Raw genomic sequence first — 20,255 nt, forward strand, 5'->3', positions numbered from 1 at the left:
ACCTCGTGACGCTGCGTCAGACGTCTTGCCGGACTCCGAGGTGGCGCAGCGCGGACCTCGCCGCGCCGGCACCGCACATGCCGTGCGCGCCCGGGCCGGGCGGGGTGGCGGCGGAACAGATGAACACGCCGGGCAGGCCGGTGCCGTAGGGGTCGAGAGCGGGGCGCGGGCCGAGGAGAAGGTGCGGGACCGTCTTGGCTCCCGTGAGGATGTCGCCCCCGACGACGTTGGGGTTGGCCGCGGCGAAGTCGGCGGGCCGGGTGACGTGCCGGCCCACGATGCGTTCACGTACGCCGGGGGCGAAGCGCTCGAACTGGCGCGGAGGATCGCCTCGGTGGCGTCCGCGTCGTAGCCGTACGGGACGTGGGCGTAGGCCCAGACGGGGTGGACGTCTCCGACCGAGCGGGAGGGGTCGGCCAGGTACTGCTGGCCGACCAGGACGAAGGGGCGCTCGGGCATCCGTCCGGCCCCGACGTCCCGCTCCCCACGTGCCACGTCGGCGAGCGGCCCGCCGAGGTGGACCGTGCCGGAGCGTCGTGCGTCCGCGTTCGTCCAGGGCACGCCGCCCTCGACGGCCAGGTCGATCTTGAAGGCGCCGGGGCCGCGGCGGAAGTGCCGGTAGGCGGATCGCACACGGGCGGGAAGCCGGTCTCCGTAGATGCGGGCGATCTGGCCGGGGTCGAGGTCGAGGAGGGTCACGTCGGCGGGCGGGATCTGCGAGGAGCGGGTGATGCGCACGCCGGTGTGGATCGTGCCGCCGTACTCACCCAGTACCTTCTCGAGGCTGCGGGCGATGGACTGTGACCCGCCCTCGGCGACGGCCCATCCGGCGGCGTGACCGGCGGTGAGGATGCCCAGGCCGATCGCCGAGGTGAACGGGCGGGTCAGCGGGCGGAACGCGTGCGCCGCGACGCCGGCCCACAGGGCTTGTGCCTGGGGGGTTCTGAAGAGCCGTGCGAGGAGGGTGGCGGGCAGCGGGGTCGGCAGGCCGAAGCGGGCGAGCAGCAGCGGGTGCGTCGGGATCCGCAGCAGGGGGCGCATGACGTCCTGGGCCAGCGCGTCCCAGTGCCGCACCGGCGTTTCGAAGAGTGCCCGATACCGTCCGGCGTCGGCGCCCAGTATGCGGGCGGTTTCCTCGACGGACCGCATCAGCACCCCCGCGCTGCCGTCGTCCAGCGGGTGTACGCAGTCGATGTCCGCCGACTTCCAGCGCAGGCCGTGCCGTTCGAGGTCCAGTGAGCGAAGCGCCGGCGAGGTGACGGCCATGGGATGGATGGCCGAGCAGAGGTCGTGCAGGAGGCCGGGCAGGATGGCCTCGTGGCTGCGGGTGCCGCCGCCGACCTCGTCCGCGGCTTCGAGGAGTGTGACCTCGAGTCCCGCCTTCGCGAGCAGGGCCGCGGCGGCGAGCCCGTTGGGCCCGCCGCCGACGATGACGGCGGACGTCATGACGCCGTGTCCATGGGCGACGGACCCTCGACGGAGCCGGCCGCGTCGGGCACAGGCCGCAGCGGGTGCGGGGACCACACCACGTAGCCCGGGTGGTCCGGGCCGTCGGTGGGCCAGGGCTGCCGGGTCACCGTGTCGCGCACCTTGACGTGACCGCGTTCCAGCAGGCCGAGGGCGGCGTCGTGGACCTCATACATCTGAGTCTGCCGGTGAACCGGACGACCTGCCGCCCGATGGCCGGAATCCTCCCGGCCGTACGCGATCGTGGCGGCCACACTGGCGTAGCCGGCGCAGGCCGGGCTGCGCGGAGCCACCCCTGCACGAGACGCTACGGTCCGCACCCACCACCACGGCTACGCGGCCGCGCCCCAGGCGATGAGTCTGCACCGCCACTCCGTCCGGTACCGGATGCAGCAGGCGACGGTGCTGCTGCCACACGGCGCCCACAGCCTGCGCGACGACTTCGACGTCCGCGCCGCGCCGCTCGCCGCGCAGTGGCTGGGCGGCGCGTCCTCACGTGACGGATCCCTCGCGCCCGCCGCTCACTTGCCGGTGCCGACGGGGTCGACGGTGATGGCAGGGCCGGAGCCGTCGGAGACGGGAACGTTGATGCTCACGGGCAGGGTGTGGGAGTGCGTCTCGTTGGGCGGGGTGACGACGAGGCTGGTGAAGGTGACGCCGGAGCCGCCGGAGTCGTTCGACGGGTAGTGGAGCGTGAAGCGGGTCTCCTCGCCCGCCTTGACGCTGACGCTCGGCGGGGCGAGCTTGCTACGCTCGGCGCTGACCGTGCCGTCCTTGCCCTTGAGGTCGGCTCCGGGGAACCCCTTGAGGGTGCAGGTGGCGGTACCGGTGTTCTTGAGGTTCACGATGAGCGTGCCCTCGGCCATCCCGCCGGAGCTGCTGAAGGCGAGCTGGGAGGTCCGGCAGGCACCCGTGGCCGTTCCTGAGGCCGCGCCGGAAGCACCCTCGGCGCTCGCGTCGGATCCCGCCGTGCCGGCGCCCTTGCCGGTGGACGCGCTGCTGCCGCCGGAGTCCTGGGAACCGGAGCTCTGGGCGGAAGAGGAGGAGTCGTCCGACCCGGCCGAGGAGTCGTCGCCGCTCTGGCAGGCGGTGAGCGAGAGGCCCGCTGCTACGGCGACGGCGAGGAGGGAGAACTTCTGGACGCGCATGGGGGGATCCCTTTCAGGGTGTGTCCGCTCACTCGTCTCGAGCGAGTCGTACTGATCGCTTGCCGATCGGTCGCAGATCGATTGAAGATCGGTTGCCGATCGCTAGTTGATCATCTTCTGATCATTGAGACCCTGACGGCGCGGACACCGTTCCGTTCAACCACCCTCTAATACATGCCTGTTACAGACGCATACTCTCGCGCCCCTGCTCGGGGCAGCTCCCGAGGCAGATGCGCTCTACCACGGGAGCTCCTCCATGGCGTCGGTCCGGCTCTACTCCTGAAGCTCCATGACGTCCGCCACCACGCAGCCCACGTTGTCGGGGCCGCCGATGCCGTTGGCGAGGGCCACCAGGGCGCGGACCGTCTCGTCGGGCTCCCTGGTCTCGGCGAGCACGCGCAGGATGTCTTCGCCCGGCACGACGGTCGACAGTCCGTCGGAGCAGAGCAGGTACCGGTCTCCGTGCTGCGCGTCGTGCAGGCGCAGGTCCGGGGTCCCGTCGGCTCCTTGCCCAAGGGCCCGCGTCAGGAGCGACCGCTGGGGGTGGGAGAGGGCCTCTTCAGGGGTGATGCGCCCTTCGTCGACCATCGACTGGACGAGCGTGTGATCGTGCGTGATCTGGAACAGCTCCCCGGCGCGCAGGAGATAGACGCGGGAGTCACCGATGTGTACGAGGGCCAGTTGCGCGCCGGTCCAGAGCATCGCGGTCAGTGTCGTCCCGGCCTCTGCCCGGGAGGCCTCGTCGGACGAGGAGCCGCTCGACGGAACGCCGTGTACGGCGTTCTTGGCTTCTTCGACGGCGTCTTCGAGGACGTTGAGGAGATCGCCTGCGGGGACGCGGTCGGTCTCGAGGCGCTTGAGTACGTCGACAGCCGCGGCGCTCGCGGTGGCTCCCTCGCTGCCGTAGCCATCGGCGACGGCGAGCAGTCGGGCCCCGGCGTACGCGGTGTCCTGGTTGCTCTCACGGACGAGGCCCGTGTCGGAGAGTGCGGCGTAACGGATTCCCAGGGGCTTGGTGGTCGGAGACATGGCGGGGTCCTTCCAGGACAGATGGTCGATGAGGAAGGTGGCGAGGTCCCGCCGTGCGGCGGTGTCGGCTTCGACCTGAGCCCAGAACGCGCGGATCTCCTGTGCCGCCCCGGCCGCATCCAGCGTGCAGACGTGCTGGATGCGGGCCAGGGGCATTCCCAGACGCCGGAGCCAGGCGACGAGCCGGGCCTGGTCGAGCTGGTCCCGTGCGTAGAGGCGGTAGCCGGTCACCGGGTCGACACGAGCGGGGTTCAGCAGACCGAGCTCGTCGTACAGACGAAGCGCCTTCGGCGACAGCCGGGACGCCTTCGCGAACGCGCCGATGGTCAGCAGCCCCATGCTCACTCTCCTCCTCGTGCCGAGCACGTCGCCCGGCCCCACCGATGCTGCGGCCTCCCCCAAGGTGAAGGTCAACCGCGCACGTTCCTTGCCCTGTCGGAGCAAGGGGAGTTGGTGGCGTCGGGACACTTCCGACCTGGCGGATCAGGCCAGTTCGGCCTCCAACCATTGCAGGACGTCGGGGGTGACCGGGTCGGTGATGTCGGCGAACTCCTCATGGCTCTTGAGGAACTTGGCCACGTAGGGGCAGACGGGGACGATCCTCTTCCCGAGCTTGCGCACGTCGGTGAGTGCCTCCTGGACAAGCCGGCCGGCCAGGCCCTGTCCGGCATACGCCTCGCCGACTTCCGTGTGGAAGAAGACGCGTTGCACGCCGTGGTCGCGGAAGGCGGTCAGGCCGGCACGTACGCCGTCGACCCGTATCTCGTAGCGATGCCGCTCGTCGTTCCGCTCGACGGAGGGAACGGGGAAAGGCTGGGTCATCGGGTTCCTTTCGAAGGGGTCAGCGACGCGGAGGGTTCTTGCGCGGCGCGATGGTGGCATGAGGCAGAGCGGGAGCGGGGAGACGGTCTCCGGGGTAGCCCTCGACTGCGCCGAAACGCTCCGAGGCGCTCTCCCATTCCTCTCGCGCCCGGACGATGTCCTCGTGGCTGCGGCCGATGAAGTTCCACCACATCACGATTTCCTCCTCGAACGGCGGTCCACCGAGGAGGACGGTCCGAGCCGTCTCGTACGACTCGTTGACGAGGGACAGGGTGTCGACGCCGGGGTGGACATATCCCAGGTCCGCGGGGCGCAGCAGGGTGCCGGCCACCCGGACGTCCCCGTGGTCCACGAGTAGACCGTGCTCGAAGTCGGCGTCCACGGCGAGCATGAGCGACGCACGCGGCGCGAGCGTGATCTCGGCGCCGAGCAGGGGCGTGAAGGTCGGCACGGGGGAGGCGGAGCCGGCGAGAGCACCCAGGAAGACCCTGATCTCGGCGCCCTCCCTTCGCACCGGCTCGGGCACATGGTGCTGGAAGTCCCGCCCGGTGTGCCGGTGTTCCTCGGGCAGCGCCACCCACAGCTGGACGCCGTGCAGGGTCGTGGTGCGTGGGGTGGAGACCTCGGTGTGGCTGATGCCGTGGCCGCCCGTCATGAGGTTGAGCTCGCCGGGCCGTACGTAGGCGTGGCTGCCGAGGCTGTCGCGGTGCTCGATCTCCCCGCTGAACAGCCAGCTCACCGTCTGCAGTCCGGTATGAGGATGCGGTGCGACATCCATGCCGCCCGTGCGGCCGACATCGTCGGGGCCGTAGTGGTCGGCGAAACACCAGGCACCGATGAGGGTCCGGGATCGCTGCGGGAGCGTACGTCGCACGGTCATCGCCCGCGGCCCGCCGAGCGGGACATCGCGCGGGGCGAGTACGTCGATCCGTGGACCCGTGGCCGGCCGTTCGCCTGCCGCCCCGGATCCGCCACGCCCTCCGGCCTGATCAACTTCCGCGTCACTCATCGCGGTCACCTCCTCCAAGCATGATAGTTTTATGTTCAACAACTTGGCCGATCTTAGAACACGTAACGGCCCCGCGTACACATCGGAGCAAGGGCGCCGCGAGCGGCCCGGAGGAGTCCACGTTGAACCGACCGGCGGCGGGATCCGCACCCAGGCGGATCTTCATCGACAAGCAGAGCCCCAAGGCGTACCACGCGCTGGTGCAGACGTCGGAGGCGGTGCGCGCGGCGGCCGCGGACGCGGGCCTCGACCGCACGCTGGTGGAACTGGTCAACCTCCGCGTGTCGCAGATCAACGGCTGCGCCTACTGTCTCCACGTGCACACGCGGGCGGCCCTGCGCGCCGGCGAGACGACACAGCGGCTGGGCGTGCTGCCGGCCTGGCGGGACACGGAACTCTTCAGCCCCAGCGAACGAGCGGCGCTGGGACTCGCCGAGGCGACGACGGAGCCCGCCGACGCCACCGCGCAGGAATCCGCCTACACCGCCGCCCGGGCCGCACTCACCGAGGACCAGATCTCCGCCGTGATCTGGGTCGCGATAACGATCAACGCATTCAACCGCGTCTCGATCCTGAGCAAACACCCGGTGCATGCGGACAGTTGATGTGGTCTCGAGCATTGCCGCCCGGCGGATCCGGGCAGACGTGGACCTCCGGTCCAGGGCAGCCGTCAGGAGCACGGCTCGCCGAAACTCGCTTCGGGCGCCGTGCCGCGTGCGCCTACCCTGACCCGGTGACGACTCAGGTGATCGTGTTGAACGGTGGGTCCAGTTCGGGCAAGTCCGGGATCGCCCGGTGTCTGCAGGCGTTGCTGCCGGATCCGTGGCTCGCCTTCGGGATCGACTCGCTGATCGAGGCCATGCCCGCGTCCCTGCGGGAATCGGGCGACGGGCTCGAAATCGCCGAAGACGGCGGAGTCGATGTCGGAGCGGCCTTCCGGGAGCTGGAGGCGGCGTGGATGCAGGGGGTCGCCGCGACGGCCGGTGCGGGCGCCCGGATCGTCATCGATGACGTCTTCCTCGGTGGAGCCGAGTCCCAACAGCGGTGGCAGAAGGCTCTGGGCGGGCTGAACGTGCTGTGGGTGGGGGTCAGATGCGACAGCGAGATCGCCTCGGGCCGCGAGATCGTCCGTGGGGACCGAGCCCAGGGGATGGCCGCGTCGCAAGCGGAGACGGTCCACCGCGGTGTTGTCTATGACCTGGAGGTGGACACCACCCACACGGAGTCCCTGCAATGCGCGCGGACCATCGCCGCCCAGCTCAGGTCATCCTCTGCGGGACGGCCTGAATCGTCTGTGGAACGGCCCCTGTACGGTCCCCCTGAAGGCGCCGTCTAGGGTGCGATCATGACCTCGCAGAACTACCTCTCCGAACTGTTCTCACTCGACGGCCGGACCGCCGTGGTGACCGGCGGCAGCTCCGGCATCGGCAAGGCCATCGCCGGGGCGCTCGCCCGCGCGGGGGCGAGCGTGGTGATCGTGGCACGCAAGGAGGCGGAACTCGCCGCCACTGTCGACGAGTTGACGGCGGACGGCTGCCGGGCAGCGTGGGTGAGCGCGGACCTGAGCACCCGCGACGGCGTACGCGCGGCGGCGGAGCAGGCCGCCGGGGTGTTCGGCGAGCCCGACATCCTGGTCAACAGCGCCGGGATCAACCTTCGGCCGCCGATGAGTGAGCTCGGCGACAAGGTGTGGGACACCACCATGGCGGTGAACCTGGAGGCACCCCATCTCCTGGGCCGGCGGTTCGGGCCCGGCATGGCCGAGCGGGGCTTCGGACGGATCATCCACATCACGTCCCAGCAGGCGCACCGGGCGTTCGTCCAGAGCGGCGCGTACGGGGTCTCCAAGGGCGCCCTGGAGGCGCTGGCCCGCTCGCAGGCCGAGGCGTGGTCGCCCCACGGCGTCACCTGCAACACACTCGTTCCGGGCTTCGTCATGACGCCGCTCAATGCGCGTCTGTCGTCCGACCCGGAGAAGGTGGCGGCGCTGGCCGCCCGCACGATGGTCGGGCGCAACGGCCTGGCCGAGGACTTCGCCGGAGCCGCGGTGTTCCTGGCCGGCCGCGCGTCCGCCTACGTCACCGGGCAGTCGATCTTCGTCGACGGCGGATTCTCGGTCCACTAGAGGCGCCACGGGCTCGCTCGCCATACAGAACAAGCCCACCGCGTCTACGCGTCACGGTCGGCCTCCCGCGCCGCACGTTCCAGTCGGCCGCGATGGTCCTCCCACCACGCCGGGTCGTCGGACGGCATGCTGTCATTGCCCTTGTTCATCCCCACGGCACCGTCCAGGAGTTCGCGGACGATGTCGGCGTGCCCGGCGTGGCGGTGCGTGTCGGCGATGACGCGTACGACGGCATGATTCAACGTCACCTCGTCCCTGCCACCGGGCCACCACGGCACCTTGCCGACGGTGTCCAGCGGCAGCGCGTCGATCGTCGCGTCGGCATGCGCCCACGCCCGCCGGTACAGCGCCACGATGAACTCACGCGACTCGTCCGCGGTGACCCACATGTCCGCGTTGGGCTCGGCTCCCTCTTCCACCCAGGGCAACGGCTCACCGGACGGCCGTCCGAAGGTGGCGCCGAGATATCCCAACTCCACGCTTGCCACGTGCTTCACGAGACCCAGCAGGTTCGTACCGGTCGGCGTCAGCGGGCGCCGGACGTCGTACTCGGAGAGTCCGTCGAGCTTCCACAGCAGGGCGTCGCGAGCGGACTGCAGATAGAAGTGCAGGTCGGTTTTCGGATCCGAAGGGGTCATGGGGCCAGTCTGCCTCCCGCGCGAGCGCTGTTCGGGCGTTCGCCCTCCGGCAGCGAACAATATGAACGCTACTGATCACGTCATGGGATTTCGGCTCCGCCGTACCTAGCATCTCCCCCGCCGCGCAACGGTGCGCGCCGGAGGACGAGGAGAGGCCCATGGGTAGGACCAGACGCATCGCATCGGGTTTCCGCAGGAGGTCCGGGATCCGTCGGCATCACCGGCGCGCGGCGGTGGTTGCCGGCATCGCGGGCCTCGTCGCCTGCGCGCTCCCCCTGCCGGCTTCGGGTTCGACGGCTTCCGCCGCATCGGCCGCGGCCCGGAGCGGGCCCGCGTCCACCGCCTGTCCCGCGAATCTGACCGGAAAGGCCACCTGTTACACCGGCCAGGACGCGAACGGCGCCTCCTACGCGATCGCCGTCCCGAAGACATGGAACGGCTCGCTCGTGGTGCACGCCCACGGCGGCCCCGACCTCGGCACGGGCTCCGATCCCGCCCGCAGCGTCGACGACCTGAACCGCTGGGCGGTGATGGTGGACGAGGGTTACGCCTGGGCCGGTTCGTCGTATCGGCGTGGCGGCTACGGGACACGGATGGCCGCCGCCGACACCGAGAATCTGCGTCGCCTGTTCGTGACAGAGTTCGGCAAGCCGAGGCGGACCTATGTGCACGGCCAGTCCTGGGGCGGCAATGTCGCCGCCAAGGTCGTCGAGACCTACGGCGCGGCGAAGCACGGCCCGTACGACGGAGCCCTGCTCACCAGTGGTGTACTCGGCGGCGGTTCACGCGGCTACGACTACCGGGTCGACCTGCGCGTGGTCTATCAGTACTACTGCCGCAATCATCCCCGGCCCAGTGAGCCTCAGTACCCGCTGTGGGAAGGGCTGCGCGCCGGCTCGACCATGACGGCCACGGGGTTGCGGGCGCGCCTTCAGGAATGCACCGGGTATGCCTCCGAGCCCGAGGAGCGGACCGCGGCGCAGCAGCGCAACCTCGACGACATCCTCGCGGTCACGAAGATCCCCGAGCGCACTCTCGAGTCACACCTGCGGTTCGCGACGTTCACGTTCCGCGACATCGTGCACAGCCGGCTCGGCGGCCGCAATCCGTTCAGCAACCAGGGCGTACGGTATTCCGGTTCCCACGACGACCAGGCGCTCAACGCAGGCGTCGAGCGGTTCTCGGCCGACCCGAGCGCCGTACGCGACCTCTCCTACGACAGCGACCTCACCGGCAGAGTGGCCATCCCCGTTCTCACCCTGCACGCGATCGGCGACCCGACCGCGTTCGTGGAGCACGAGGCCGCCTACCGGGCCGGTCTCCAAGGCGCCCACAGGGAACGGAACCTGGTGCAGACGTTCACTCGGGAGAGCGAACACAGCGAGCTGAGCAACTCCGAGTACGCCAACTCCCTCTCCGCGCTGGACGCCTGGGTGCGGACCGGGAAGAAGCCGACACCGCCTGCGATCGCGGCCTCGTGCTCCGCGTTCGACCACAAGTACGGCACCGGTTGCCTCTACGACCCGGGCTTCTCCCCCGGTCCCTACGCGTCACGGGTCAACCCCCGCCCGGGCGGCCTGCGTTGGCCGGCCATGACCGCCACCCAGGAGAAGGCCTGGAGCCGGATCGACGGCGTGGGGATCGCCCCCTGAGACCGCCGGCGCCGCTCATGGCGAACCGAAGCCCGATGCGCGGGTCGCATCACACCGTGGTGATCAGGCCTCCGTCGATCACGAAATCGGAGCCGGTCACGTTGGCGGTTCGGTCGGAGGCCAGGAGCAGTACGAGGTCGGCGACCTCCTGGGGGCGGGTGAAGCGGCCGGTCGCGGCGCCGCGAGCGACCTGTTCGGTGACCGCGTCGGCCTCAAGTCCCCCGGCCCGACCGACCGTTGCCGCCACACCGTCCTTCCCCAGCCACAGGTCCGTGGCGACCGGCCCCGGACTGACCGTGTTGACGCGGATGCCGCGCGGTCCCAGCTCCTTGGACAGCGACTTGCTGAAGCTCAGCAGGGCCGCCTTCGCCGCGGAGTAGTCGATCACGAGCGGGTCGGGCAGGCGCGCGTTGACGGACGCCACCGTGATGATCGAGCCGGCGTCGCGCTGGAGCATCAGCGGCAGGACCTCGCGGGTGGCACGCACGGAGGCGAGGAAATTGATGTCCAGGGTGGTCGTCCAGTCCTGGTCGGTGACGGACGAGAACCCCTCGGTGCGTGGCCGGACGGCACCGACGTTGTTGACCAGGATGTCGGGCAGCCCGAAGGCGGAAGCCGCCGCCTCGACGAGCGCGGCGGGCCCTTCCGGAGTCCCCAGATCCACCTCGACGGCCCGTACGGACCCTGTCCGGGCGAGGTCGGCCAGTTCACCGCCCATGTGGCGCGCCCCGGCCGTCACGCGGACCCCTTCCGCCACAAGCGCCTTGGTGATGGCCAGGCCGATGCCCTTGCTCGCACCGGTCACCACCGCGGTTCTGCCCTGCAGCTTCAGTTCCATGAGACGCCTTTCTGCGCCGGGCGGTGACCGACCACCGCACGAACGGGACGACGTTTCACGATACGGATTCCGGCGGCACACGCGGCGCGACGCGCGGCAACGCCATGTGGCGCCACCTGGGGGTCGTGGTGGCATCACCATCACCGGCACCGGCGGGGCGGGGCGGGGCGGGAACGTCATCGCCGCCCGGGCGTCGGCGCGGCCGGCACGGCCGTAGCCGGATCGGTCACGATCGCGGCCCACTGCTCGGCGAACGCACCCCACAACACGCGCAACTCTGTCTCCGCCCGAGCCACCTCGGCCACGACACCGGCGGGTTCGAGCCCGAGGGCGAGCAGCGGGCCGACGTCCGACGTACCCCAGGTGCGGATGTCGTCCGCCAGGACCTCGGGGTGGAACTGCACTCCCCACACCGATGTGCCGATCCGGTAGGACTGGTGGGCGCAGCGTTCGCTGGTGACGAGTGGAACTGCCCCGTCGGGGAGAGTGCCGGATTCCTCCCAGTGCCATTGCACCGCGCGCAACCGTCCACCGGTATGGGTGAGGGGACCGAACATTCGGTCCTCCACGGCCTCCTGAAGCGGCATCAGTTCGCAGAGGCCGACCTCCGGAAGCGCGGCGCGCCGGACTTCGCCGCCACACGCCACCGTCAGCAGTTCCATGCCCAGGCAGATCGCCAGCGTGGGCAGGTCGCGAGCCACGGCCTGGCGCAGCAGTTCACGAACGGCAGGCAGCCAGGGCGCGCGCTCATCGTCGCGCGGGCCCATCGAACCGCCGAGGACGAGCAGCGCGTCGTGGTCGTCCAGATTTCGGGGCAGTGCGTCTCCCGCCCAGGGGCGGCACATCTGGGTCAACAGCCCTTGCTCCGCCAGGCGTTCACCGACCTGGGCCGGACCGGTGCCGTCCTCGTGCTCGACGACGAGCACCCGCGCGGCGCTCACCGCCGCCCCTCCTTGACCGCACATCCTGATGCAGGAAACACAGCACCGCCTTCCCTCAGAGGGTGGTGGACAGGTCGTCCCATGGGACGTGACCGACCGCACGGCCATGGGGGTCGAGGACTCGGCCCATACGCTTGGCCGTGATGAGCGTGACCGTGCGGTCGAGCACGCGCAGATCCGGTAGCTGCTCACACATATGGGCCTCGAAACCCGTGACGTCCTCCGCCGTGCGGAGCCAGGCGATGACCAGGAAGTCGGCTGTCCCGCTCACGGCGCTGCACAGCCGGACCTCGGGCATGAGGCCGAGCGTGCGCGCTGCCGCGGTCAGTCGGTCGGCGGGGAGGTCGATGCGGTAGGTGGCGGTGAGCGGCCAGCCGGCGGCGGCCTGGGCGAAGTCGCAGCGGAAGTGGACCGATCGCGTCTCCATCAGCCGCTGGAGCCTGCGGCGCACCGTCGCCTCGCTGACACCCAGGTCCCGGGCCAGTTCCTGATGGCTTCGCCGCCCGTCCTGGCCGAGCGCGGCCATGAGTGCCGCGTCGGCTGTGGCCCCGGTCAGGGAGCGGCGCGGAGGTTGCTGCGGTGGCACCAGGAGCGAGCGTTGCTGCCGGTCCAGGGCGCGCATGCGCCAGCCGCTCCCCTCTTGGTAGAGGCGCAGGCCGAGGTGGATGGCCGTCGCCTCCACACCGGGCGCGGTGGGCAGATCCCGGCGTACGAGCGCGGCGAGGGCGGCCGGCGTCGGGGCCGCCACCGTCAGGAACAGATCGAAGTCACCCGTGACCTCCTCGACGCTGAGGACTTGGGGCAGCGCACACAGCTGACGCGTCACTTCGTCGACGGTGTTCGGCCGGCAGCGCACGTCAACGTAGGCGAAGCTCGTCCTGCTCGCGGATGGGTAGGCCGTCAGCCAGGCGAGCCCCTGGCCGACCAGCCGGTGCCAGCGGCGGGCCGCGGAGGTGGCGTCCACGCCGAGCGCGGGCCCGATCTGTGACCAGGGCGCTCGCGGGCTGTGCTGGAGAGCCTCGATCAACGCCAGGTCCGGCTCCTGAAGCGAACCGGTCGCCGCATCCCGGTGTCCGGACAAGGCTTCTGGGCTGCTATCGGGCATGGCTCATGGATCTCCGTCGAATTCCTGCGTTATCACGGGCAAGTGATCAGCGATCTCCATCCTGGACTCACTTCGGCCCCGGTGTCGACCCCCGACCCCGCCGGAGACCTGGGAGGACTGACATGGAGACCGACGGATCCCTGACCGCTGCCGCGCCGCGCGAGGGTGTTGCCCTGCGCGACGGCCTCGACGCCCGGCTGCCCGGCCTCGGGCTGCTCTACCGCGATCTGCACTCCCATCCCGAGCTGTCCATGCAGGAGAACCGCACGGCCGGGATCGTCGCCGCGGAGCTGCGCGAACAGGGCTGGGATGTCACCGAGGGCGTCGGCGGCACGGGAGTGGTCGGGCTGCTGCGCAACGGCGAAGGACCGGTGGTCGCGCTGCGGGCCGACATGGACGGGCTGCCCGTACGCGAGGCGACGGGACTCGACTACGCGTCCACGGACACCGCGCTGTCGCCGGACGGCGAGCCGGTTCCGCTCATGCACGCCTGCGGCCACGACCTGCACACGGCGGCTCTGCTCGGTGCCACCGCCCAGCTCGCGGCGCACCGCGAACTCTGGCGCGGCACGCTGCTGGCCGTCTTCCAGCCCGGGGAGGAAACAGCCGCCGGGGCCAGGGCCATGCTGGCCGACGGTCTCCTGGAGCGGTTCCCGCGGCCCGACGTGGTGCTCGGCCAGCATGTCGGGCCGCTCCCCCTGGGTTCGGTGGCCACGCGCACCGGTGTGCTGATGGCCGCCGCGGACAGCCTCAGGGCACGTCTGCTCGGGCGGGGCGGGCACGGTTCGGCTCCGCACACCACGGTCGACCCGGTGGTCATGGCGGCGGCGACCGTCATGCGGTTGCAGGGGATCGTGGCCCGCGAGGTCTCGCCGACGGAGTCGGCGGTCGTCACGGTGGGCTCCCTGCGTGCCGGCACCAAGGAGAACATCATCCCCGAGGAGGCCGAACTCAAGATCAACATCAGGACGTTCGACGCCGCCGTGCGGGAGCGGGTGCTCGCCGCGGTGCGCCGTACGGTCGAAGGGGAGGCGGCGACCTCCGGCGCGCCCCACCCACCGGAGTTCAGCGAGCTCAACTCCTTCCCCCTGACAGTGAATTCGGACGGCGCCACGGAACGCACCGTCCGGGCGATCGCGGCGGGCGGCACCCAGGTGCACACCATGCGATCCCCGCTGTCGGGCAGCGAGGACTTCGGCCTGCTCGCCACCGCGGCCGGGTGCCCGTCCGTCTTCTGGTTCTTCGGCGGTACGGAGCCCGGCAGCTGGGAGGGGGCCGATCCGGCGGGCGAGCAGCCGTCCACCGTGCACGGCAACCACTCCCCGTTCTTCGCCCCGGTGGCGGATCCGGCGCTGCGCAACGGGGTCACGCATCTGCTCGACGCCGCCGCGGAGTGGCTCGACCCGGCGTGAACCCGGCGCCGATCGCGGGCCGGGGGCCACGCGCGCGAACCGTGCGGCCGTACGGCACCGCACTCAGCCCCGGCCCCGCGGACGCCGCGCCACGAAGACGAACTCCCGGCCGGGACGGTCGGCGGCGTCACGCACCTCGTCGACCACGAAGCCTCGCGCGACCAACTGTGCCTCGATCTCGGTCCGTTCACGGAACCGCAAGGTCGAATCGGAGGTCAGCACCTCACCGTCCTCGGCGAACACGTACGTCCACCGAAACGTCACCAGCGGCCCCCTCACATCGGTCACCTCGACCCAGCTCTCGACCGCGCCGACTCCCGGGATCCGCGTCGTCGCGTACGACTCCTCGCGGTTCCACTCCTCCCAGGCACGTCCGGCCGGGTCCCGCGTCTCGAACACCAGGCGCCCGCCGGGCCGCAGTGCCTCGTACGCCCCTTGCAGCGTCCGACGCCAGACGACCGGGTCGACGATGGCCTGCGCGACGTTCGCCGTCATGGTCGCCAGATCCGTCCGCAGGGGCGGGAGCGCTGTCGCGTCGCCACAGATCCAGCGCACCCGCTCGCTGCCGGGCTTGCCCCGGGCCACATCGACGGACGCCCGCGCGGGGTCGACCCCCACGACTTCGATCCCCCGACCGGAGAGCAGCAGCGCGAACACCCCCGTCCCGCAGCCGATGTCCAGCACCCGACGCGCTCCGAACTCCTCCGCCATACCCACGTACGCGTCGAGATCGCTGCGGTCAGGATCAAGCGCGTCGTACACCGCGGCGAGCCGTGGATGCTCGAATCCCTCGTCTGCCATGCGACCGAAGGTACGCCTCAGGAAAAGAATCCACGAACCACGCCGGGGAGTCGTCAGCGCTCAGTCCACGGACGCCTTCGCAGTGAGTCGACACGGGCCCGGGCACGACGGCCTCGTCCACCTGCCGGACCCGGGATCCCGCTGAGTAGGATGCCCCGCACCCCACCCCGAAGGGTGAGGCACAGGGCAGGACTTCGGGCAGCGAGGGGCACATGAGAACCGGGATCGGGGACTTCGTCCGCGCGGGGGTGTGTCTGCTTCTTTCCCTCGTGTTCCTCGGGGCGGCCTGGCCGCTGTGGCAGACCGCGCAACAGGCACGTCAGGACGACGTCGGCTTCTCGAAGGTGGCCATCGTCGAGAACGGTCACCGAACCGGCCGGCTGAAGGTGTGCGGAGACCGCTACCGCAAGCCGGACTGCATGCAGCGCGAACGCGTCACCGTGCGGGACTCCGCCTACACGCTCAAACGCTCCAGCACCAGGTACACGCTGGAGCTGACTCGGGCCGACCACCGACGCACGATGGAGCTCGCCTACAGCGACCACCGTTCCCATGACGAGCGGGACTCGGTGTACGGGCGGGCACAGGCCGAAGAGCCGGTGACGCTGTTCTGGTGGCGCGGCTCGGTACGCATGATCCAGGCCGGGAAGGACAGCGGCGACGACAGGTCCGTCGTGCGGACCAGCCACTACCCGGGACGGCTCTTCACCGCGCCCGCGGCCCTGGCCTCCGTCCTGTGGGGACTCGGACTCGGGCCGCTGTGGGCGGCGGTGTGGCTGCTGCTGTGCGGCCGGCGCAACCCGCTGACCATGGCGTGGCAGTGGCTGGCACCCGTACTGGCCCTGGCCACCGCGGGCGGCGTCGGCGCACTGGCGGCACTGACCGAACCCCGGCCCCGAGCGGTGGTGGAGAGCTTCGCGGTGGCGGCCGCGGCCCTCCTGGTACCCGCTCTGCTCTGGCTGCGCCGATGGACGCGGACCCGGCTGCCGCGCAAGTGCGACATGGAGCCGGCTCAGCCGGCCGAAGTGCACCCGGTGGACGGCGGCGTCTCCGGCACCGGCCCATGGAAACTCGGCATCAAGGGCCCGCTGTACGTAGGGCCGGACGTCATCGGCACGACCCCCGACCCGGCCGCGAAGGTGGCGCTGAAGCCGCTGCCGGGCCCGCTGCGCGTGATCACCGTACGGCCGCCGTACCGCAGCGACCCGCGCGCAGTACGCCGCTACTCGATCCATCCCTACCTGGACGAAGAGGCACGCGCGCGGAGAGCGGAGCGGCAGCGCTGGTACACACCCCGCGCGCAGCAGGCCGAACCGACCTACCCCCTCGTCGCCGTCTGCGAAGTCCTCGACGGCCCGGGCCGTGGCTCGCAGGTACTGATAGGCGCACCGGAACAGGACATGCCGGAGGTACTGGGCGCCATTGCCGCCCATGCGCGGCAATGGCAGTGAGCCTGCCGGTGACTGCCACGAGCGGCCGCGCAGCCACCAGCACGCGTAAGAGAGTGGGACTCCGGGGGCCGCACAACAATGAAGTCACGAATCAATCACCTGCTGTTCATATTTCCTTCACAAGTCGCGTCGACGTAATAGCGTCATCCCACCTGTAACACCCCGGGGGGACAACATGACCAACGCGTACACAACGCCGCCCGCGCCGCGCCCGGTTGACACCCGACCTCTGCGTAAGCGCAAGCGGGTGTGGCTGGGTGGATCAGGTCTGCTTCTCACCGGTGCGCTCATCGTGGGCGCCGGGAACGGCGATCAGCAGCCCGTCGCCGCCGAGGCCAAGCCGGCGCCGACCGTCACCGCCACCGTGACCGCCACGCCGGAGCCCGCGCCGACCGTCACAGAGACCATCAAGGCCAAGGCGAAGCCGCGCCCCACGGTCACCGTCACCAAGACCGCCCGGCCTGCCGCCGACACCGGAAGCGAGACGGGCAGCGACACCGGCAGCGGCAGCCAGGACACGACCGGTACCTGCTCGATCGTCTCCAACGCGGGCAACTGCTACTCGGCCGGCCAGTTCTGCCGCAACAGCGATCACGGCGCCGCCACCACCAACGAGGGCGGCACACGCATCAAGTGCGCGTACAGCTCCAACGCCTGGCGCTGGACGTACGCCTGACGGCACATCACTTCGCCCCAGGACGGAGCCCCGTACCGTGTCCGCTCGCGTGGGAATGCCATCTTCTGCTCTCGGCCAAGACCTCACGTCCCGTGTCGCACGGGCGGCAGAATCGTCGCATGCAGCAGCCGGTCTTCGTTCTCGTACACAGTCCCTCCGTGGGGCCCTCGACCTGGCACCCTGTGGCCGAGCACCTCAAGGCGAGGGGTCACCAGGTGCGGGTGCCATCACTCCTGCAGGTCGGCGCCGGTGCCCCGCCCTTCTGGCCCCGCGTCGTCGGCGCCGTCCGTGACGACCTCCGGCACGTTCCGGACGGCAGCCCCGTCACGCTCGTGGCGCACAGCAACGCGGGCTTGTTCCTCCCCGTGATCCGCGCGGCGCTCGACCATCCGGTGACCGGCTCGATCTTCGTCGATGCCGCGCTGCCGGCCCGTGTCGGACCAACTCCCGTCGCACCACCCGAGTTGCTGGAGTTCCTCACGTCGATGGCCGTGAACGGCACCCTGCCGCGATGGACCGACTGGTGGGACGAGGCCGACGTGGCACCTATGTTCTCCGATCCGGCGGTGCGTCGGACCGTCGTCGAGGAACAGCCCGCTCTGCCGCTGTCCTACTACGAGCAGCGCATCCCGGTCCCGGACGGGTGGGACGACCACCCGTGTTCCTACCTGCTCTTCGCCCCGCAGTACGAGGATGTCGCCGCCGAAGCGCGCGAGCGCGGCCTGCGCGTGGCACACCTGCCGGGCGAACACCTCCACCAGATCATCGACCCCGAAGCCACGGCACAGCACCTCATCGAGCTCGCCCGCACACCTTGATGCGCCGGCCGCCTCATCCCGGCCGCACACCGAACGGTTCCGTTCCCGTGCGAGACTCGGGCCATGGCAGGTACAGGGGAGTTCGAGCCGGAGTCGGAGCGGGTCACGCGGCAGCTCCGGGACGACATTCTCGACGGTGTGCGCAAGCCCGGCAGCAAGCTCGTCGAGCGCGAGCTGGCGGCGCAGATAGGGGTGAGCCGCGTACCCGTCCGCGATGCCCTGCGCGTGCTCGTCGCCGAGGGCCTGGTCACTCCGCGACCGCGGACGTGGGCGGTCGTCAGGGAGTTCACGGCTACGGACATCGCCGATCTGAACGAGGTCCGCGAGGCCCTTGAGGTGATGACCTTCCGTCTCGCCGCGCAGCGGGGTGACCGCGCCGGCCTCGGGCGGCTCCGCTCGAACGTCGACGAGGAACTCGCGGCCGCCAGGGCGGGCGACGCGGTGCGCGCCCGGCGCGCGGCAGCCGACTTCCACGAGACGGTGACGTCCATGGCGGCCAACGAGTTGCTGAGCGAACTCGAAGGCACGTTGCGCAGCCGGATGCGGTGGTTGCTGGGCAGGCACGACGACCTCCTCGCCATGGCGCTGGAGCACGAGGGCCTCTACGCCGCTGTCGCGGACCGCGATGTGGCACGCGTCGAGGAACTCGTCGTCACGCACCTGGAGAACAGCCGGCGCGCCATCGCCGACAAGCGCCGCTGACGGCAGCCGCAGGGCCCGTCCCGGTTCAGCCGGCCCCAGGTGCAGGTCGGCGAGAACGTCCGGCGCGGGGCTCGCACGGTGATGTCGCCGCCGCGGGACTGTCCTGCGAGCCGGACGCGCAGGGGCCGGCTTCTCCGTGGAATCCGCTCCTCACTCGCGGCCGCCTGGAGGATCTCCATGACCTGCTCCCGGTCGCGGTCAGATGCCCGCGGTGTGCGGGACTCCGTGATCCTCGACCCGGATGCGGGCATGCCGGATCGTCGGTGATCACGCGAGGTCGAGACGTACATCAGCCCTCCCCCGGCGACCCTGATCGACGTCAGGACGTGGGGAGGGCTGATGCACCGGGTTCGACCGTGGGCCCGAGGGCTCGGATCAGCCCCGTACCAGCTCCAGTTGGTCGGCGACGACCACTCCGTCGTGCAGGACGGTGCGATCCGTGCCACGGTCCATCACCGCGCTCGACGGTGTCTCGCCGTCGACGAGGAGCAGATCGGCACGGTCACCGGCCGCAAGGCCGGGCCGGTCACCGACCCCGGCAAGGCGGGCGACGTCGTGGCTCATGATCGACGCCCCGCCCATCGTGGCGACCGCCAGGGACATCTCGATCAGCTCGTCACGGCGGAAGTTGTTGGTGAAGGCCAGCTGCCAGGTGCGGTCGAGCATGTCGCAGTTGCCGTACGGGCTCCAGTAGTCGCGCTGGCCGTCCTCGCCAAGGCCCACGCGGACGCCCGCCTCCGTCAGGTCCACCAGCGACAGCTGTCCGCGGGCCGAGGGCGCCACGGTGGCCATCGCGATGTCGAGCTCGGCGAATTCGTCGATGATGCGGCGGCTCACCGACTCGGAGACCGAGCCCAGTTCATAGGCGTGGGACATCGTGACCTTGCCCTGCATGCCCAGTGCCCGCGTGCGCTCAACGATCAGATCGGTGGAGAACACGCCCAGCTCGCCGGGCTCGTGCAGGTGGATGTCCACCTCGACCTGGTACTTCTCCGCGAGCCCGAACACGACGTCCAGGTGTCCCTTGGGATCCCGGTCCAGGGTGCAGGGATCGATGCCGCCCATCACGTCGGCGCCCGCCTTCAGCGAGGCCTCCAGGTATGCGGCGGTGCCCTTCTCACGAAGGATGCCCGCCTGCGGGAACGTCGTGATCTGGACCTCGGCCTGACCAGCGAACTTCTCCTTCGCGGCCACCACCGCCTCGAACTTCTCGAGCTTGCAGTCCACGTCGACCTGGGCGTACGACCGTACACGGGTGGTGCCGCGCGCGATCATCCGCTCCAGGGTGCCGGCCACCCGCTCCACGAGAGGCACCTCCGCGGAGCGCCAGTTCTCCCGGTCGTTCATCGTCATCGTCCACACTCCCGGCCCGCCGGTGTGCGGCCGGAACGGCAGGCCGATCCGGGTCGAGTCCAGGTGCACGTGCACGTCGCTGAACGACGGGAGCAGCAGCCGGCCACGGCCCTCCACCACTTCGCCGGACGGCTGCGCGGCCGGGTCGTGCGGGCGGACCGCCGCGATGCGGTCGCCGGACAGGACGACGTCGCTGCGCTCGCCACCCCACGGACGGACGTCACGGATCAACACTGCTGTCACCTCTCTGCTGTGCCTTGTGGTGCTC

The 20,255-nt window shown here is 70.6% G+C and carries 20 protein-coding genes and 1 pseudogene; 9 read left to right on the forward strand and 12 right to left on the reverse strand.

The window, feature by feature from the left end; translation table 11 throughout:
• Positions 1 to 16 precede the first annotated feature (16 nt).
• From OHO83_RS03370 to OHO83_RS03395, 6 genes and pseudogenes are all read right to left on the reverse strand, one after another.
• Positions 17 to 1,446, reverse strand: a pseudogene (locus OHO83_RS03370) (phytoene desaturase family protein).
• On the reverse strand, positions 1,443 to 1,787 hold the full coding sequence (locus tag OHO83_RS03375; RefSeq protein WP_330278620.1) for a DUF3556 domain-containing protein: 345 nt from the start codon (positions 1,785 to 1,787) through the stop codon (positions 1,443 to 1,445). Before OHO83_RS03375 ends, OHO83_RS03370 begins: the two are co-directional and overlap by 4 nt.
• Before the next feature lie 201 nt (positions 1,788 to 1,988).
• Entirely contained in the window at positions 1,989 to 2,615 is a 627-nt protein-coding gene (locus OHO83_RS03380) for a DUF4232 domain-containing protein (protein ID WP_330278621.1), read from the reverse strand.
• Between the two features lie 273 nt (positions 2,616 to 2,888).
• Positions 2,889 to 3,983, reverse strand: coding sequence for a protein phosphatase 2C domain-containing protein (locus OHO83_RS03385; RefSeq protein ID WP_330278622.1), 1,095 nt, complete (start codon positions 3,981 to 3,983; stop codon positions 2,889 to 2,891).
• 144 nt (positions 3,984 to 4,127) lie between these two features.
• Positions 4,128 to 4,466, reverse strand: coding sequence for a GNAT family N-acetyltransferase (locus tag OHO83_RS03390; protein ID WP_330278623.1), 339 nt, complete (start codon positions 4,464 to 4,466; stop codon positions 4,128 to 4,130).
• A 19-nt stretch (positions 4,467 to 4,485) separates the two neighbouring features.
• Complete coding sequence (locus OHO83_RS03395; RefSeq protein ID WP_330278624.1) at positions 4,486 to 5,475, reverse strand: pirin family protein; 990 nt, start codon at positions 5,473 to 5,475, stop codon at positions 4,486 to 4,488.
• Positions 5,476 to 5,597: 122 nt separating this feature from the next.
• Here OHO83_RS03395 and OHO83_RS03400 point away from each other — a divergent pair, with 122 nt between their 5' ends.
• The 3 genes from OHO83_RS03400 (at position 5,598) to OHO83_RS03410 (ending at position 7,600) form a co-directional block, all read left to right on the forward strand.
• Entirely contained in the window at positions 5,598 to 6,080 is a 483-nt protein-coding gene (locus OHO83_RS03400; RefSeq protein WP_330278625.1) for a carboxymuconolactone decarboxylase family protein, read from the forward strand.
• A 128-nt stretch (positions 6,081 to 6,208) separates the two neighbouring features.
• A complete protein-coding gene (gene cpt, locus OHO83_RS03405) occupies positions 6,209 to 6,811 on the forward strand; it encodes a chloramphenicol phosphotransferase CPT (RefSeq protein ID WP_266679031.1) in 603 nt (200 codons plus the stop codon).
• A 9-nt stretch (positions 6,812 to 6,820) separates the two neighbouring features.
• Positions 6,821 to 7,600, forward strand: a complete 780-nt coding sequence (locus OHO83_RS03410) for an SDR family NAD(P)-dependent oxidoreductase (protein ID WP_330278626.1) — start codon at positions 6,821 to 6,823, stop codon at positions 7,598 to 7,600.
• A gap of 44 nt (positions 7,601 to 7,644) precedes the next feature.
• On the opposite strand, the gene OHO83_RS03415 is transcribed toward OHO83_RS03410, so the two are convergent.
• Complete coding sequence (locus OHO83_RS03415; RefSeq protein ID WP_266679027.1) at positions 7,645 to 8,238, reverse strand: DinB family protein; 594 nt, start codon at positions 8,236 to 8,238, stop codon at positions 7,645 to 7,647.
• A 158-nt stretch (positions 8,239 to 8,396) separates the two neighbouring features.
• Here OHO83_RS03415 and OHO83_RS03420 point away from each other — a divergent pair, with 158 nt between their 5' ends.
• Positions 8,397 to 9,890 (forward strand): hypothetical protein, encoded by a 1,494-nt coding sequence (locus OHO83_RS03420; RefSeq protein ID WP_330278627.1) that lies wholly within the window; start codon positions 8,397 to 8,399, stop codon positions 9,888 to 9,890.
• A gap of 49 nt (positions 9,891 to 9,939) precedes the next feature.
• On the opposite strand, the gene OHO83_RS03425 is transcribed toward OHO83_RS03420, so the two are convergent.
• From OHO83_RS03425 to OHO83_RS03435, 3 genes are all read right to left on the reverse strand, one after another.
• Positions 9,940 to 10,728 carry an oxidoreductase gene (locus tag OHO83_RS03425; RefSeq protein ID WP_330278628.1) on the reverse strand — a complete coding sequence of 263 codons (789 nt, stop codon included), beginning with the start codon at positions 10,726 to 10,728 and terminating at the stop codon, positions 9,940 to 9,942.
• Between the two features lie 176 nt (positions 10,729 to 10,904).
• Complete coding sequence (locus OHO83_RS03430) at positions 10,905 to 11,669, reverse strand: type 1 glutamine amidotransferase (protein ID WP_330278629.1); 765 nt, start codon at positions 11,667 to 11,669, stop codon at positions 10,905 to 10,907.
• Between the two features lie 55 nt (positions 11,670 to 11,724).
• Positions 11,725 to 12,774, reverse strand: coding sequence for an Lrp/AsnC family transcriptional regulator (locus tag OHO83_RS03435; protein ID WP_330278630.1), 1,050 nt, complete (start codon positions 12,772 to 12,774; stop codon positions 11,725 to 11,727).
• Between the two features lie 122 nt (positions 12,775 to 12,896).
• On the opposite strand from OHO83_RS03435, the gene OHO83_RS03440 reads away from it, so the two are divergent.
• Positions 12,897 to 14,186: an amidohydrolase gene (locus OHO83_RS03440; RefSeq protein WP_330278631.1), complete on the forward strand. Its 1,290-nt coding sequence runs from the start codon at positions 12,897 to 12,899 to the stop codon at positions 14,184 to 14,186.
• 63 nt (positions 14,187 to 14,249) lie between these two features.
• Here the strand turns inward: OHO83_RS03440 and OHO83_RS03445 are convergent, their stop codons facing one another.
• Positions 14,250 to 14,987, reverse strand: coding sequence for a class I SAM-dependent methyltransferase (locus OHO83_RS03445; protein ID WP_329432014.1), 738 nt, complete (start codon positions 14,985 to 14,987; stop codon positions 14,250 to 14,252).
• Positions 14,988 to 15,199: 212 nt separating this feature from the next.
• On the opposite strand from OHO83_RS03445, the gene OHO83_RS03450 reads away from it, so the two are divergent.
• The 4 genes from OHO83_RS03450 (at position 15,200) to OHO83_RS03465 (ending at position 18,634) form a co-directional block, all read left to right on the forward strand.
• Entirely contained in the window at positions 15,200 to 16,438 is a 1,239-nt protein-coding gene (locus OHO83_RS03450) for a hypothetical protein (RefSeq protein ID WP_330278632.1), read from the forward strand.
• 175 nt (positions 16,439 to 16,613) lie between these two features.
• Positions 16,614 to 17,114: a hypothetical protein gene (locus OHO83_RS03455; RefSeq protein WP_329432017.1), complete on the forward strand. Its 501-nt coding sequence runs from the start codon at positions 16,614 to 16,616 to the stop codon at positions 17,112 to 17,114.
• Positions 17,115 to 17,233: 119 nt separating this feature from the next.
• Positions 17,234 to 17,932 (forward strand): alpha/beta hydrolase, encoded by a 699-nt coding sequence (locus OHO83_RS03460; protein ID WP_330278633.1) that lies wholly within the window; start codon positions 17,234 to 17,236, stop codon positions 17,930 to 17,932.
• A 63-nt stretch (positions 17,933 to 17,995) separates the two neighbouring features.
• Complete coding sequence (locus OHO83_RS03465) at positions 17,996 to 18,634, forward strand: GntR family transcriptional regulator (protein ID WP_330278634.1); 639 nt, start codon at positions 17,996 to 17,998, stop codon at positions 18,632 to 18,634.
• A 375-nt stretch (positions 18,635 to 19,009) separates the two neighbouring features.
• On the opposite strand, the gene OHO83_RS03470 is transcribed toward OHO83_RS03465, so the two are convergent.
• Positions 19,010 to 20,221: an amidohydrolase gene (locus tag OHO83_RS03470; protein WP_330280709.1), complete on the reverse strand. Its 1,212-nt coding sequence runs from the start codon at positions 20,219 to 20,221 to the stop codon at positions 19,010 to 19,012.
• Positions 20,222 to 20,255 lie beyond the last annotated feature (34 nt).

It is taken from the genome of Streptomyces sp. NBC_00569, from assembly GCF_036345255.1.
GTDB lineage: Bacteria > Actinomycetota > Actinomycetes > Streptomycetales > Streptomycetaceae > Streptomyces.